Annotated in this window: 14 protein-coding genes; 11 read left to right on the top strand and 3 right to left on the bottom strand. The window is 56.1% G+C overall.

Annotated elements, in window-relative coordinates:
- Nucleotides 1-120: 120 nt before the first annotated feature.
- Genes coxB through ACN0RL_RS01215 form a run of 4 tightly spaced genes read left to right on the top strand, consistent with a single transcriptional unit; the run spans nt 121 to nt 4,393 of the window.
- Nucleotides 121-1,245, top strand: coding sequence for a cytochrome c oxidase subunit II (gene coxB / locus ACN0RL_RS01230; RefSeq protein ID WP_417512849.1), 1,125 nt, complete (start codon nt 121-123; stop codon nt 1,243-1,245).
- Nucleotides 1,246-1,302: 57 nt separating this feature from the next.
- Nucleotides 1,303-2,886, top strand: coding sequence for a cytochrome c oxidase subunit I (gene ctaD, locus ACN0RL_RS01225; RefSeq protein ID WP_417512847.1), 1,584 nt, complete (start codon nt 1,303-1,305; stop codon nt 2,884-2,886).
- A gap of 12 nt (nt 2,887-2,898) precedes the next feature.
- Nucleotides 2,899-3,489, top strand: a complete 591-nt coding sequence (locus ACN0RL_RS01220; RefSeq protein ID WP_417512845.1) for a cytochrome c oxidase assembly protein — start codon at nt 2,899-2,901, stop codon at nt 3,487-3,489.
- Nucleotides 3,490-3,505: 16 nt separating this feature from the next.
- Nucleotides 3,506-4,393, top strand: coding sequence for a cytochrome c oxidase subunit 3 (locus ACN0RL_RS01215; RefSeq protein WP_417512843.1), 888 nt, complete (start codon nt 3,506-3,508; stop codon nt 4,391-4,393).
- Between the two features lie 18 nt (nt 4,394-4,411).
- Here ACN0RL_RS01215 and ACN0RL_RS01210 read toward each other — a convergent pair whose 3' ends face one another.
- Nucleotides 4,412-4,615 carry a twin transmembrane helix small protein gene (locus tag ACN0RL_RS01210; RefSeq protein WP_417512841.1) on the bottom strand — a complete coding sequence of 68 codons (204 nt, stop codon included), beginning with the start codon at nt 4,613-4,615 and terminating at the stop codon, nt 4,412-4,414.
- Nucleotides 4,616-4,719: 104 nt separating this feature from the next.
- Here ACN0RL_RS01210 and ACN0RL_RS01205 point away from each other — a divergent pair, with 104 nt between their 5' ends.
- The 6 genes from ACN0RL_RS01205 (at nt 4,720) to hrpB (ending at nt 11,493) form a co-directional block, all read left to right on the top strand.
- Nucleotides 4,720-5,406: an SURF1 family protein gene (locus ACN0RL_RS01205; protein ID WP_417512839.1), complete on the top strand. Its 687-nt coding sequence runs from the start codon at nt 4,720-4,722 to the stop codon at nt 5,404-5,406.
- Nucleotides 5,387-6,037 carry a hypothetical protein gene (locus tag ACN0RL_RS01200; RefSeq protein WP_417512837.1) on the top strand — a complete coding sequence of 217 codons (651 nt, stop codon included), beginning with the start codon at nt 5,387-5,389 and terminating at the stop codon, nt 6,035-6,037. Before ACN0RL_RS01205 ends, ACN0RL_RS01200 begins: the two co-directional genes overlap by 20 nt.
- Nucleotides 6,038-6,064: 27 nt before the next feature.
- On the top strand, nt 6,065-7,195 hold the full coding sequence (locus ACN0RL_RS01195) for a COX15/CtaA family protein (RefSeq protein WP_417512835.1): 1,131 nt from the start codon (nt 6,065-6,067) through the stop codon (nt 7,193-7,195).
- A complete protein-coding gene (gene cyoE, locus ACN0RL_RS01190) occupies nt 7,192-8,112 on the top strand; it encodes a heme o synthase (RefSeq protein WP_417512833.1) in 921 nt (306 codons plus the stop codon). Before ACN0RL_RS01195 ends, cyoE begins: the two co-directional genes overlap by 4 nt.
- A gap of 141 nt (nt 8,113-8,253) precedes the next feature.
- Entirely contained in the window at nt 8,254-8,919 is a 666-nt protein-coding gene (locus ACN0RL_RS01185) for an SCO family protein (RefSeq protein ID WP_417512831.1), read from the top strand.
- A 75-nt stretch (nt 8,920-8,994) separates the two neighbouring features.
- Nucleotides 8,995-11,493, top strand: a complete 2,499-nt coding sequence (hrpB, locus tag ACN0RL_RS01180) for an ATP-dependent helicase HrpB (protein ID WP_417512829.1) — start codon at nt 8,995-8,997, stop codon at nt 11,491-11,493.
- Here the strand turns inward: hrpB and ACN0RL_RS01175 are convergent, their stop codons facing one another.
- Complete coding sequence (locus ACN0RL_RS01175; RefSeq protein WP_417512827.1) at nt 11,494-11,862, bottom strand: DUF6746 family protein; 369 nt, start codon at nt 11,860-11,862, stop codon at nt 11,494-11,496.
- Nucleotides 11,863-12,020: 158 nt separating this feature from the next.
- Here ACN0RL_RS01175 and ACN0RL_RS01170 point away from each other — a divergent pair, with 158 nt between their 5' ends.
- Complete coding sequence (locus tag ACN0RL_RS01170; RefSeq protein WP_417512825.1) at nt 12,021-12,839, top strand: ATP-grasp domain-containing protein; 819 nt, start codon at nt 12,021-12,023, stop codon at nt 12,837-12,839.
- A gap of 16 nt (nt 12,840-12,855) precedes the next feature.
- Here the strand turns inward: ACN0RL_RS01170 and ACN0RL_RS01165 are convergent, their stop codons facing one another.
- Nucleotides 12,856-15,210, bottom strand: coding sequence for a fatty acid cis/trans isomerase (locus tag ACN0RL_RS01165; protein ID WP_417512823.1), 2,355 nt, complete (start codon nt 15,208-15,210; stop codon nt 12,856-12,858).
- Nucleotides 15,211-15,300 lie beyond the last annotated feature (90 nt).

Raw genomic sequence — 15,300 nt, 5'->3', positions numbered from 1 at the left:
CACGAGGTATCTATAAGCAGGCTTTCACTCTGACTTATCCGGTGAACGCGAGAGCACCGGTAAAAAAATCAGAGGGATAACGCAAAATCCGACAAGAATAATACTCTGTGGAGACACAGTATGCGCGTGCACGCTCAGCGGGCAGGTGCCCTGTTAGGTGGTCTGTCGTTCCCCGCCCTGTCCCTGGCGGACTGGACGGTAAACATGACCCCCGGGGTGACCGGTACCAGTAACGACATTTTTGACCTTCACATGACCATTTTCTGGATCTGCGTTGCCATTGGTGTCGTAGTTTTCGGAATCATGTTCTGGTCTATCTTCGCCCACCGCAAGTCCCAGGGCGCCAAACCAGCAAACTTTCATGAAAATACGCTCGTCGAGGTTCTCTGGACGACTATACCGCTTGTTATTCTTGTCATCATGGCGATTCCTGCCACGACTACTCTGATAGACATGTATGACACCACTGAGTCGGACATAGACATCAAGGTAACCGGCTACCAGTGGAAGTGGCAGTACGAATATATCAATGAGGATTTCGGCTACTTTTCCAACCTGTCTACACCCTCTGACCAGATCAGAAACAGGCAGGTCAAAGGCGAAAACTATCTGCTCGAAGTGGATAACCCCATGGTTATTCCAGTCGGTAAAAAGGTTCGGTTCCTGTTGACGGCAAACGACGTGATCCACTCCTGGTGGGTTCCGGATTTTGGCGTCAAGAAAGACGCAATCCCCGGGTTTATCAACGAAGCATGGACCCGCGTGGACAAGCCCGGCACCTATCGCGGCCAGTGCACCGAGCTGTGCGGCAAAGATCACGGTTTTATGCCGGTGGTCGTCAAGGCAGTGCCTGAAGAGGAGTACAACTCCTGGGTTGCCGAACAGAAAGCCGCGGCCGAGAAAGAGCGTGAGTTGACCCAGAAAGACTGGACCATGGAAGAGCTGATGGAGCGGGGCGAAAAAGCCTACGCTACCGCCTGTGCCGCCTGTCACCAGGCGGATGGCAGTGGCGTTCCACCCGCATTTCCGGCACTCAAGGGCAGCGCCATTGCTGTGGGGGATATAGCCGCACACATAGATATTGTGGTGAACGGCAAGCCTGGCACAGCAATGCAGGCCTTCGGCGGCCAGTTGAGTGAAGCAGATCTTGCGGCCGTCATTACCTACGAGCGTAACGCCTGGGGTAACAACGTTGGTGACATGGTCACGCCGAAAGAAATCTTCGACTACAAGAACGAACAGTAAACAACGCCAGATAACAGCTATCACCAGCCACAATAATTGGCGGTAACGGGGGTTTTAATGAGTGCGGTTGCAGATACCCACGCCCAGGATCATCATCACGGCCCGGCCAGTGGCATCAGCCGCTGGCTGCTGACCACCAACCACAAGGATATCGGGTCCATGTACCTGATATTCAGTTTTGCCATGTTCCTTCTCGGGGGCACCATGGCAATGGTTATCCGGGCTGAACTGTTTCAGCCGGGCTTGCAGATTGTCCAGCCGGAATTTTTCAACCAGATGACCACCATGCACGGGCTGATCATGGTCTTTGGTGCGGTAATGCCGGCGTTTGTGGGGCTGGCGAACTGGATGGTGCCACTGATGATCGGCGCACCGGATATGGCGCTACCGAGGATGAACAACTGGAGCTTCTGGTTGTTGCCCTGTGCCTTCCTGATTCTTGTATCAACCCTGTTCATGGAGGGCGGTGCACCCAACTTCGGCTGGACGTTCTACGCTCCTCTATCCACCACTTATGGGCCGCCGAGCACAACCTTCTTTATCTTCGCCATCCATATTATGGGCGTATCGTCGATCATGGGCGCTATTAACGTAATCGCCACGATCCTGAACATGCGGGCGCCCGGGATGACCCTGATGAAAATGCCCATGTTCGTATGGACATGGCTTATCACAGCATTCTTGTTGATTGCGGTGATGCCGGTACTGGCGGGCGTGGTGACCATGATGCTGATGGACATCAACTTTGGCACCAGCTTCTTCAATGCAGCCGGTGGCGGTGACCCGGTTCTGTTCCAGCACGTGTTCTGGTTCTTCGGGCATCCGGAGGTGTACATCATGATCCTGCCGGCGTTTGGTGCTATATCGCATATTATTCCGGCGTTTTCGCGCAAGCGGCTGTTTGGTTACGCTTCGATGGTTTACGCCGTGGGAGCGATCGCTTTGCTGTCGTTCCTGGTGTGGGCGCACCATATGTTTACGGTAGGTGTGCCAGTGGCGGGGCAATTGTTCTTCATGTATGCCACCTTGTTGATTGCGGTGCCCACCGGGGTGAAGGTGTTTAACTGGGTGGCCACCATGTTCCGGGGCTCGCTGACATTTGAGGCCCCCATGCTCTTCGCCATTGCCTTCGTGATTCTGTTTACGATCGGCGGCTTCTCCGGCCTGATGCTGGCGATTGCCCCTGCAGACTTCCAGTACCACGACACCTATTTTGTGGTTGCTCACTTCCATTACGTCCTGGTGCCGGGTGCCATATTCGGCATCTTCGCTTCAGCATACTTCTGGTTGCCCAAGTGGACCGGCCATATGTATGACGAAACCCTCGCGAAAACCCATTTCTGGTTGTCGTTTGTCGGCATGAATCTGGCCTTCTTCCCCATGCATTTCCTGGGCCTGGCAGGAATGCCCCGCAGAATTCCGGATTACGCTCTGCAGTTTGCCGATTTCAATATGGTGTCGAGCGTTGGGGCGTTCATGTTCGGCTCAACTCAGCTGTTATTCCTGCTGATTGTTGTCAAGTGTGTGAGAGGCGGTGAAAAAGCAGCTGCCAAGGCCTGGGAAGGCGCCGAGGGGCTTGAGTGGACGGTACCTTCACCAGCGCCTTACCACACATTTTCCACTCCGCCTGAGGTCAAATAGGAGACTGGCGACATGGCTGAGCAACCGGCAAATAACGCGGCCTCCAAACCCAGTAATTCCAGGGTTGTAGGCTGGTGTCTCGCCAGCGTGGTTGGCATGTTCGCCTTTGGTTTTGCCATGGTGCCTTTGTACGACGTTTTCTGTGAAATCACGGGCATTAATGGCAAGACCAGTGGCCGCTACGAGTCTACGGAGCGCACAACAGCTGACATGAACCGCACGATCAAAGTGCAGTTTCTGGCCCAAAACGGGCCGGATATGCCCTGGATATTCCGTCCGGTTGCCCGGAGTGTCGAGGTTCATCCCGGCGAGGCTATCACCGTAAACTTCTATGCCGAGAACCCGACCGACCGGGATATGGTGGGGCAGGCGGTTCCGAGCCTGTCGCCATCGGAAGGGACTTTGTATTTCCATAAAACGGAGTGTTTCTGTTTCAACCAGCAGCCACTGGCGGCTGGCGAAAACACAGAAATGCCTCTGGTTTTTATTGTGGATCGGGATTTGCCCAGCCACATTACCAAACTGACGCTGTCCTATACGCTTTATGACCAGGGCGAATCGCAGGCTGCTGCGTTGAAAACAACAACAATCAATAACGGATAAGCCATCGGAGATTGCTATGGCGGACTTTCAGACCTATTACGTTCCCGAACAAAGCAAATGGCCCATTGTTGCGACGGTGGGCATGGGGGTAATGCTCTTCGGGGCGGCCTCGATTATGGTCAGCAGCAATCAGGGCCAGAGCACGGGCGGCGACTGGATGATATTCGGTGTCGGTACACTGATCATGATCTATATGCTGTTCGGTTGGTTTGGCAGCGTAATCAAAGAGAGCCGCAGTGGGCTTTACAGCGCCCAGATGGACCGTTCTTTCCGTTGGGGTATGAGCTGGTTTATTTTCTCGGAAGTCATGTTTTTTGCGGCCTTTTTCGGCGCTCTTTTTTACGCCCGCGTCTTCGCTGTGCCCTGGCTCGGGGGTGAAGGCGACAGGGGCAGCTCTAACATGCTCTGGGAGGGTTTTCAGGCAACCTGGCCATTAATCAACAACCCGGATCCCGAAGCCTTCCCTGCACCCAAGTCAGTGATTGGTGCCTGGGGTTTGCCGCTGATAAACACCGTTCTTCTTGTCACGTCATCCTTTACTGTGACGGTTGCCCATCATGCACTCAAAGAGGACAACCGGAAGAAACTGAAAATCTGGTTGGTGGCAACAATAGTGTTAGCGTTGGTGTTCCTGTTTCTGCAGGCGGAAGAGTACATGCACGCCTACCAGGATCTGAACCTGACGCTTCAGTCCGGTATATACGGCAGCACCTTCTTCATGCTCACCGGTTTTCATGGTTTTCACGTGATGCTGGGCACCCTGATGCTGATCATCATGCTGGTTCGTATTCAAAAGGGGCATTTCACCTCAGATAACCACTTCGGGTTTGAAGCAACGGCCTGGTACTGGCACTTTGTGGATGTGGTCTGGCTGGGACTGTTCGTGTTTGTATATGTCATCTGACGCAACAAGGGCTTTTCTTCAGGGAGTCGGATGCAGAGTCAGGCTCCCTTGCCATAGCGACAGAAGAATAACAGCTAGCAGCAGTACGCTCAGTCCTACCCGTACCGCGAGAGAATTCACCACCCGATTGGTTTTGCCGCCATCTCTGATGAGGAAAAACAGCCCGCTGAAAAGACTGGCCATGACGGCGAGCATGAGAAAGATAATAAGGGCTTTGAGCATAAACAGGTCTCTGGTTTTTGTTCTGGTGACAGCCGGTTTTACTATAGCAGACCATGACTGAGGCAAAGAAACATCCTCGTCAATGGCACGTGGATTGGCGGTTAATGTTATTCACGGGCGCATTTTTGCCGCTGTTGATTGGCCTGGGCCTCTGGCAATTGAACCGGGCGGAAGAAAAACAGGTCGTGCTTGAGCAGTGGCAACAGGAAGCTCAGAACCTTGATTGGCCTGAGTTGGTGGTCAGCGGGCTGGAGGTCGGCCGGCCGGTTACGGTTACCGGGCTGTTTGGCGAACGCAGCTGGTTACTGGATAACCGGACTCGCGACGGGATTGCCGGTTACGAGGTGCTGACAGCGTTTTACCCGCTTGAGGGTCCACCCGTTATAGTGAACAGAGGTTGGATAGCAGCCCCGAGAACGCGAAACGAATTACCGGATATAACCCCCCCGGAAGGACTATTCAGTCTGGCTGGCAGGATAAGCCAGTACCCGGAGCCGCCGGTTCTGTCCAGCAAGTCAGTGCAGTCAGAAAGCTGGCCCCGGCGGGTACAGATGCTTTCCTGGCCGGTTGCGAGAGTTGAGATTGCGAATCTGCCTGAGGCGATTATCCGCCTGCAGGACAACGAGCAGCCGGGAGCATACCGTGCCGACTGGGAACCGGATCTTATGGGCCCCCAGACTCATTACGGATATGCGGCACAATGGTTTACGCTTGCCCTTGTGCTGGCTATATTGAGTGTAATAGCGAGTTATCGAAAGACAGGAGCCAATAATGACAATGACAATGGCTAACCGGATACCCCAACAGGAAGAATCAGAAGGTCCTACTCCCGAGCAGGTCCGCAGAGGTCGACGCACCGCGATTCTGTTGTTTGCCCTTGGCTTCGGACCAATGATTCTGGCCACAGTGATGTTCTATACCGGCTGGCTGAACCCGGCCGGACACACTAATCAGGGCGTTCTGATCAGCCCGACGGTGTCTGTGTCGGATCTTAATCTTGAGACGCTTTCCGGCGAGCCGCTGGCAAAGCGATTCAGCGCGGGCCAGACTGACCCCCAGTGGTTGCTCGTGGTTGCAGCGGGTGAGTGCGACAGTCGTTGTGAGGAGCTGCTCTATCTGGCCCGGCAAGCCAATATTGCGCTGGGTAAAAACGCCAACCGTGTATCCAGAGCAGCAGTGCTGGGCGGTATTACCGGGGATCTGGCAGCACGCTGGCCTACCGAATACCGGCTGATGGAGCGCCTGAGGCCCGTGCCCGGCACAACACCGGCCTGGCCCGCGGGGATCAGCCCGGAAACCGAGCCGCGCATTATGCTGATTGACCCGTTTGGAAACGTGATGATGCATTATGGTCCGGAAAATTCTGGCAAGGACATGCTCAAGGATCTGAAGCACCTGCTCAAACTGTCACAGGTCGGCTGAGGCTGTCCCGGAGGAGTCGCTTTGAGCATGTTATCTACAGACTGCCCGCCAAAAGCCAGAGCCATGGTGAACTGGGCGACATTTTCAGTGCTTCTTGCCGTCGTGGTGATCATGTTGGGTGCCTGGACCCGTCTGGTTGATGCGGGCCTGGGGTGCCCCGATTGGCCAGGTTGTTACGGCTTCCTGACCGTGCCTCAAAGCGAATCACACATCGCGATTGCCAATGCCCGGTTTCCGGACACGCCAGTCGATGTGGCCAAAGGCTGGCCGGAAATGATCCACCGTTACGCCGCCGGTGCTCTGGGGCTGGTGGTGTTTGGTCTCGCCGCGAGCGCGGTGCGCCAGCGCCGGAGCGGTGTGCCTTTCAAACTACCTCTGTTTATTGCTGCTTTCATCCTTCTGCAAGGGGCCTTCGGGATGTGGACAGTTACTCTGAAGCTCTGGCCCCAGGTTGTTGCTCTCCACCTTCTTGGGGGGTTCACTACTTTGAGCCTGCTCACATTACTGGTGCTTCGCCTGCGCAAGTTCTCAGCCGATCAGGCAGAGGCTCCGGAACCAGTGTGCTCGGCATCGGTGAAGCTACAGGCATCGGCTGGCAGCCTCGCGGGTTTTCGGCCCTGGATCTTTGGCGGCTTGCTACTGATTATTATGCAAATCGCGCTGGGCGCCTGGACGGCTGCAAACTACGCGGCTGTTGCCTGTACAGACTTACCAACCTGTCAGGGCCAGTGGTGGCCAGAAGGCATGGACTTCCAGCACGGCTTTGATATTACCCAACACGTTGGCCCGAATTATCTGGGTGGGCAGTTAACAGCAGACGGACGGGTAGCGATTCACGTAACCCACAGGGTAGGTGCCCTGGTAGTACTGGCTTACTTTGCAGTTTTGCTGGCCTTGATCTGGCGCCGGGACAATGACCGACAATTGCGCGGCCCGGTGGGGCTGGTTGCTGTCGCGCTTGCGACCCAGATTACGCTCGGCCTTGCCAATGTTATGTTCTATATTCCCCTGCCAATTGCAGTTGCTCACAACGCCATGGGCGCCGGGCTTCTGCTGTCGGTGATTTATCTGATCTGGAAGTACTCCCAACTGCCGATGCAGGCGCGGGTTGAAACAGCAACACATACAACAATAATGCACCAGGAGATGACGGCATGAGTGAGCAAGTGGACGTACTGCCGGCCCAGAATATGACTATCCAGCCCGCACGGGCCATTTCCTGGAGGGATTATCTGGAACTGACCAAACCCAACGTTGTGGCTTTGATGATCCTGACATCGGCCATTGGCATGTTACTGGCAACACCCGGGTTACCCGGCCTGAGCGTGCTGATCTGGGGTAACCTTGGTATTGCTTTCCTTGCCGGCGCCGCAGCTGTGGTCAACCACGTAGTCGACCAGAAGATAGACACAGTGATGGCCCGCACCCGCAAGCGCCCTGTGGCCACCGGTAAAATCGCCCCGGTGGAAGCGATCGTGTTTGCAGCCCTGCTGGCCAGTGTTGGCATGGTAGTATTGATGTGGCAGGTGAATCACCTGACCGCTTGGCTAACTCTGGCCTCTCTGGTGGGTTATGCCGGCGTATACACCCTGTTTCTGAAGCGTGCGACGCCCCAGAACATTACGATTGGTGGCCTTGCCGGAGCTATGCCGCCGCTACTGGGCTGGACGGCAGTAACCGGACAGGTGGAAGGCCATGCGCTCTTGTTGGTTTTGATCATCTTTGCCTGGACGCCACCGCATTTCTGGGCCCTGGCGATCCACCGCAAAGAAGAATATGCAAAGGCAGGAATCCCGATGTTGCCAGTGACCCATGGCAACAAATACACCGAACTGCACATTCTGCTTTATACGTTGATGTTGCTGGCTGTCAGTCTGCTACCTTTTGTCACAGGCATGTCTGGCTGGATTTATCTGGCCGGTGCCCTGGCCCTTGGTCTGCGCTTCCTCCACTACGCCATACGCCTGTTAAAAGGCGATGATCGCCGGGTTGCACTCAACACTTTCAAGTACTCCATCACTTACCTGATGGCCCTGTTTGTGGTACTTCTTGTAGATCACTTTGTGTTTTTCTGATTTGGTGCATACGCGCCAGCAGGAGGGGTGCCTTTTCCTCTGGGAAAAACAACTCGCTGCGCTCAGACATTTTTTCCCGGCGGAAAAGGCACCCCTCCTACTGTCGCTGCGTCACAGCGGAGACTGCTGCCTGGAGTAATAATGAGTCGTTCCCTGAAATTTACCTTATTTGCATTACTGCTTATCGTTGTTCTGGTTTTTGGCCTGGTGTTGGGGCGACAGGTGTTTTTGGTAGATACCGGAGAGCCAACTCCGGCTCCGGATCTTGCCGAGATGAACACCTACGTCTACGACCAACCTCGGCCTTTGGCAGAGTTCACACTTACCAATGAAAACGGAGAAACCGTAACCCGGGAGAGCCTACGGGGGCGGTGGACGTTTGCGTTTGTGGGTTATACAAACTGCCCCGATATCTGCCCGGCGGCGATGGCGAACCTGCGCCGTACCGATAAACTACTGTCAAATGAGCTGCCGCAACCAGACTATCTTCTGGTCAGCGCGGATCCTGAGCACGATACGCCAGAGCAGTTGAAAGCCTATACCGGATTCTTTGGTGAGAACTTTCATGGATTGACCGGGGACCTGGAAACACTGCGGGCCCTGGCCACGAGCCTGAGTGCGGTGTTTGTGCATCGGCAGGTGGATGGCGAGCTCCTGGTTGACCACAGCGGGCATTTTGCCCTGATAAACCCGGAAGGCCAGTTGGCAGCTTTGATTCAGCCGCCTCATAACCCTGAGCATCTGGCAGAGGCTTTTGAGCGAATTTACCAGTGGGCCAAAGCCAACCGGGAAAATGCCCGTTCCTGAGTCGGTCTCGAGGCAGCCAAATTAGCGCCTGCGCCATCTTCAAATTTCCGGTATTAACCCAAGCAAGAACAAACAGTGCTCCCGATAGACCATATCCTCCCAGAGCTTGAACAAACCCTCGAGCGGAACACCACTGCCTTGTTGCAGGCACCCCCGGGTGCCGGCAAAACCACCCGGGTGCCCATGGCGCTGCTGAATGCACCCTGGCTATATGGCCGTAAAATTCTGATGCTCGAACCAAGGCGACTGGCGGCCCGCTCTGCGGCCAGATTCATGGCGTCACAACTGGGCGAGAAACCCGGGCAGACAGTCGGCTATCGGACGAGGCTGGACACCAAAGTGTCGGGTACGACGCGCATAGAAGTGGTTACCGAAGGCATTCTTACCCGGCTGATCCAGAGCGACCCCATGCTCGAAGACTACGCCGCTGTGTTATTCGATGAGTTCCATGAGCGCTCCCTGCAAGCAGATCTGGGCCTGGCTCTGGTACGTGAGACTCAGGACGCGCTGCGGGATGATCTGCGTATACTGGTGATGTCAGCAACACTGGATACCGCGCCCATTGCCCGTCTGCTCGGAGATGTACCTGTCTTGAGCAGCGAGGGCCGGGCGTTTCCGGTGGATGTATTCTATCGCCCCGCGCCCACCGCACAGCGCAATCTCCGGCTGGTGGATCAGGTAGTGGCGGTGGTTGCCGAAGCCCTGGCGCAGCAGCCAGGCTCGGTGCTGGTATTCCTGCCGGGCGCCGGAGAAATTCACCGGGTGGCTCAGGCACTGACCGGGCTGGTGGACCCGGGCGTGGTGATTGCGCCCCTGTTTGGCAATCTCAAAGCCTCCGAGCAGGATCAGGCCATTGCACCGGCGGCTGAGGGCATCCGCAAAGTGGTGCTGGCCACCGCCATTGCCGAAACCAGCCTGACCATTGAGGGTGTGCGTGTAGTGGTTGATAGTGGCCAGCAGCGCCGGGCAGTATTTGATCCAAACAGCGGAATGACGAGGCTGATCACTGGCAGGGTCTCCAAAGCCTCGGCGGAACAGCGCAAAGGTCGCGCCGGGCGAGTTGAGCCGGGTGTGTGCTACCGGTTATGGAGTGAGTCGGAACAGTTCGGGCTGGCGGAATTTACGCCGCCAGAAATCCGCGGGGCAGATCTGGCACCGCTGGTGCTCGAGCTAGCCCAGTGGGGCGCCCGAACACCGGATAAGCTGGTGTGGATCGACCCACCGCCGCCTGCTCACTGGCAACAGGCCGTGGAGCTGTTGCAGTGGCTGGATATGCTGGATGATGAGGGCGCGATTACCGAACACGGTAAATTGGCTCGGGGGCTGGGTATCCATCCTCGATTAGCGCACATGGTCGTTCTGGGGCGATCGCTGGGGTTGGGCAGGCTGGCTGCGGAACTGGCAGCGCTGCTGGAAGACCGGGACTTGCTGGGCCCGGGCGCCGGTGCCGATATGCATGAGCGCATTCGCGCTCTTCGTGGCGAACGCGGCTCCCAGCGCATAGACCCGCACCGACTTCAGGCATTGCGCCAGCAGGCCAAGCGCTTGTCTGAACGTGACGCCCTTAGCATAAGCGAGCAGCAAACGGTGCCAACGGCCTCGGAAGTCGGTCGTTTGTTAGCGCTCGCTTATCCTGACCGCATTTGCAAACGGCGGCCCGGAGACACGCCGCGCTATCAGCTCAGTAACGGCAAAGGCGCTTTGCTGCGGGAAGACGATGGGCTGGCCCGACATGAATGGCTGGTGGCTGCAGATCTGGACGGCAAAGCCAGAGAAGCAAGAATCTATCTGGCAGCACCGGTGGATCTGCCAACCCTCGAAAGTGATCTGGCACCTCACATCCGTGAGCAGAACGAAGCGGAATGGGATGATAGGCGCGGAACGGTCGTCGCCCGTAAAACCCGCCGACTGGGCGCACTGCTTATTTCCGAGAAATCGCTGGCGAAACCCTCGCCCGAGTTGATTCAGCAGGGACTGCTCGCGGCCGTGCGGCGCAAGGGGCTGGATAGCCTGCCCTGGACTCCCTCTGCCCGGCAATGGCAGGCGCGAGTTGCTTTGCTTGCCAAGCACTATCCCGGCCAGTGGCCGGATGTCGGTGACAAAGCGTTGGCGGAATCATTGGAACATTGGTTGGCACCTTTTCTGACGGGCATCAGCCGCTGGTCTGACCTGGCGCGGTTGAACCTGCACAACGCCCTGAACAGCCTCCTGGAATACCCGCAACAGCAGACACTGGCGGAGCTTGCGCCAACCAGCCTGACCATTCCCACCGGCAGCTCGGTTGTCCTGGATTATGCGGTTGAGAACGGCCCGGTCCTGGCGGCCAAGTTGCAGGCACTGTTCGGCTGGACAAAAACTCCCGAAGTGGCCGGAGGCAAAGTGCCGGTGTTGATTCATCTGCTTTCACCGGCACAACGTCCACTGGCGGTCACGGCCGATCTGGCCAGTTTCTGGGTTAATGTCTATCCACAGGTGCGAAAAGACACCCGTGGCCGTTATCCCAAACATCCCTGGCCGGAAGATCCTTTAACCGCCATTGCCCAGCAAGGTGTGAAGAGAAAGCAACGTCAGTGACTATTTGATGATTTTGCGGCTGTCGCTGAGGTACTTCTCGCCAGCAGAGCGCACGGTGTGCGGGTCGGCATGTTCGGAAGCCTTGTGAACTTTTTCCAGAGTGTCCTCAAGGACATCGATCTCATCATCCAGTTTCTGCAGGGCATTTTCCAGCGTGTAGGTGAGCTGGTGTACTTCGTTCATGGCCTCCGGAGTCAGATCGCCAGCCAGCATTTTCTCCAGCTTGTTGTTGTATTCGGAAAAGTTGGCAACCGCTTGTTCGAGAGTGTTTGCGGGGTGACCTTTAAAGTGGTCATTGTCGCTGGCAAGGGCCGGCCCGGCGATCAGCAGGGAGGCAGCTACAGCAGTTAAGTTATGAAGAAAGGTCATGGTATTGCTCCAGGTAACGTAAGGAATAATATAATACGAATTATTATCAATGCGTTTAAGATAAACCATGACCGTGATCAAGTTAGCCCATAAAAAAGCTTGCGCGCAGATCAAAACTGCCTAAAAATTGCCCACTTTCTATTTGCGCGACCCCGCCCATGCACTTTGTATCGTTTAATGTTTTTCGCACACTCGGCTTTCCGGATACGACCGTACTCAAACCCGAGCATTTCCTGCGCCATAAAGAATTATTGAGCAACGCAGACTGGGTGCTTTTCCCCGAATACTGGCAACTCAACGCGCTGGTGCATGGCCTGAAATGCCGTGTTTTCCCGAGCGTCGCCAGCTATCGCATTGGCCATGACAAAGTGGAAATGACCCGTGCTTTTGAGGCGGTAGCGCCCGAACATATTCCCTGGACAATCATTGAAGCCAACGGGCCAGAAGAGCGTGACCGTATATGGAACGTTATGGTGCTGCCGTTTGTAGCGAAGCTGCCCAAGGCCAGTATGGGTGAAGGTGTGTGGCTGATTGAAAATCGTGATGACTGGCGCAAGTACTGTGATCGCACGGAGGTACTGTACGTTCAGGAGTATCTGCCGCTGGATCGCGACGCGCGCGTTGTGGTTGTGGGAGACAAGGTCGTAACAGCCTACTGGCGGACACAGGCCGACCAGGGTTTTTATAACAACGTTTCAAAAGGTGGAAAAATCGACACCAGCCCCGTGCCGGCAGTAATGACAGACCTGGCTTTGCGGCTTGCCCGGGATCTGGAAGTTGATCACGCCGGTTTTGATATTGCCCTGGTAGAAGGCTACCCCTACGTTCTGGAGTTTAACCGCTTATTCGGCAACCAGGGCCTGGGCCAGGGCAGTGATCTCAAGGACGCCATCCTGGAATACCTTCAGCAGCAGAGTGAGCCCCGTGACCCCGGCGGGACCAACACCCCCGAGCCACTCCACCCCGTGGCGGTCTGACCCGGGGCTTGATTGGTTAGAGGTTCTCGTAACGATTGATATCAAAAACACCCGCCTGCAGCGGCTGATGCTCTCTTTGCCATGCCGTGATGTCGTGAAGAATTTCCCAGAAGTGTCGATGTGTGCGGCGCACGCCCCATATGCCCACGAGTGCCTCGAAGGCCTTCGGCTCTTCTGTTTTCAGGCCCTTCATCCGGTCTTTGAACAGCTCCAGCTGTGATGCCGGAATATCAAACATGAAGTTCGGATAGCTACCGATGATTCCCGGGTAGATGGTCAGCTTGTCGTTCTCCGGCTGGTAACGTAGATCCTCTCCCAGCAGGAAGGCTACGTTGCTGTGGGCGCGGTCGCGGATAATGGTATAAACCGTGCGTTCGCCTTCCTCGTTGTAAACCCTTAAGAAGGTAACATTGGGCAGGTAGTTGATGGCAGGCAGGAACTCTGCGCGGGTGGCGGCCATTTCTGAAAGTACTTGATCTGCATCGCGAATCCATTCCGGCTCGTTTTTACGACCACAGTTGCTGCCGCCACAACGATTGATGGGATCATCCCGCTCCGCGTTCAGCTCATGGAAATTAAGCAGCAGGCGCGCTCCAAGCTCTTCGTTGAAAGCTGAGGTTGCATAAGGCACCTGAGAAGGCGTGGTGTCGTCCATGCGGGCGTAGCTGTAATCCAGTTTCAGCTCACCTGCGCCCTGATACCAGTTCTGCAGAACGCGGTTGCGTTCGCCCGGCGGAACAAGACGCAGGTAGTCTTGCTCACCTCCGTTGCGAATCAGATCAAAATAGAGTCGTGTCTGGGCCTGATGAGCCACATTGCCGAACACATCAAAATTCACGACCAGCTCGTAATAGGTGCGCTCGAACAGAGGATAATCCATCCACCAACTGGTGAGTGGAACCTGCCCGATCAGGCCGCGCTGCACCGAGGCGTTGTCGTGGTGGCGGAAAACCGTCAGCAGGGCGTTGGGGTTGTCGCCGTCGCCGTCCCAGATATGATCGAATGAGGCGCCTCTGGGATAAGCCTCACGGTAGGCTTTGTTTCGCAGTTCGTGATACTGGTTACGCTTGCCTTTGTACTCGCTCCAGTTCTCACCCAGATCCAGCAGTGCGCTGTCCTGCCCTGGCAGCGCAAGTAACGGCGTCACCTTGTCGCGATACTCTGCGTTGGTTATAAACAGATCGTTATCCGGATCGTGGTAGGCCACCCAGAAGTGGTCACGGATCACGTCGGTGGCAATCTGACCACGGCATACCGGCCCGCGAATGAAAGTGCGGGTAAAGTACTCAGCGTTATCCAGCATGAACTGGTAGCGGGCTTTTGCCGGGATGGCTGCAAAGGTGGCAAAGGGGTTGGCGCGGCTTTCCTGGCTGTAGTCCGGCAGGGCTTCAACCTGCCAGTCGCCGGCTTCAAAAAGCTCTCGGGTGCGTTCGAACGGTTGTTCGCCAAAGGCAAAGGTGATGTGGCGCTTGTGCACAATGCTGCCGGCCACCGGGCGCAGGCGGTAATACACCCGGGATTTCGGGTCATCGTTGGGGCGGCGCGTTGCAATCAGGTCGATGGGGTTGCCCGGCGCTGTGCGGGAGCGTACAACCTCGAAGAAGCGAGTATCTGCACCCTCGTCTTCGAAGTACAAGTGTGCAAGATAAAGGTGTTCATAGACCCAGCGGCTGACCAGTTGCTGCCGCAGGTTGCCTCCGTTGAGCCAGGTTTCCCAGCGCTGGATGTGGTTCTGGTCAGCTTCGCTGACTTGGGTTACCAGTGGGCTGATTGCGCCGCCCTGATTGAGCCAGCCGGTGAGTGTTGCGTATTCGTCGTCGGTGAGGCCTGTCATGGCCAGGGGCATGCCCTCGTAGGGATGATCGCTGGCATAGTCGGAGAAATCTTCGTTGCTGACACACTGGTTCGAACGGGAAAGGCCCAGTTCTATGTCTTCAGGGAGTTTGCTGTTGGGTGCAAATTCATACTCTTTGCCCAGACGAATCATGTTCTCGAACAGACTGCGGGTCTGGTCGCCTCTGGCCAATACTGAGTAAAAACCCATTTCTCGCCACTGTTGTTCGTTTTGTGCGTCGATGCCCAGTCGGGTGGTATTTTGGGTTTCGAAGCGTGCACCGTTGTATACCGGGTCTTTGTGGGCACCGCGAATCAGGCCGTCGGAGTATTCCATTTTGAGCTGGCAAGGTGCGTCAAAGCAGCTGTGGCAGGCAAGGCATTTGGCTTCGACAATGGGGCGCACGTCTTCGTTGAAGCTGACCGGTTGTTGCGTGGCAGTGGGCAGCGCCTGTTTGAAAGTGGGCGGCGTGGTGTTTTCGGCGCAGCCGGCCAGGAACAGCAGGGCCAGGAGAGTTGCTGTGATGAGTCGCGCCATTGGGGGGTCCTGTGGTGATCGATTTGTGTTTGTGAATTATAGAGGGTTTGGAGGGGGTTCGCTAAGGCTCGCACTGGGGGCTGTCATTGG

The sequence above is a fragment of the Marinobacter sp. genome, from assembly GCF_048259445.1.
Classification (GTDB): domain Bacteria; phylum Pseudomonadota; class Gammaproteobacteria; order Pseudomonadales; family Oleiphilaceae; genus Marinobacter.
The sequence above is the reverse complement of the archived record's forward strand: the minus strand, read 5'-3'. Positions and strand labels throughout refer to the sequence as shown.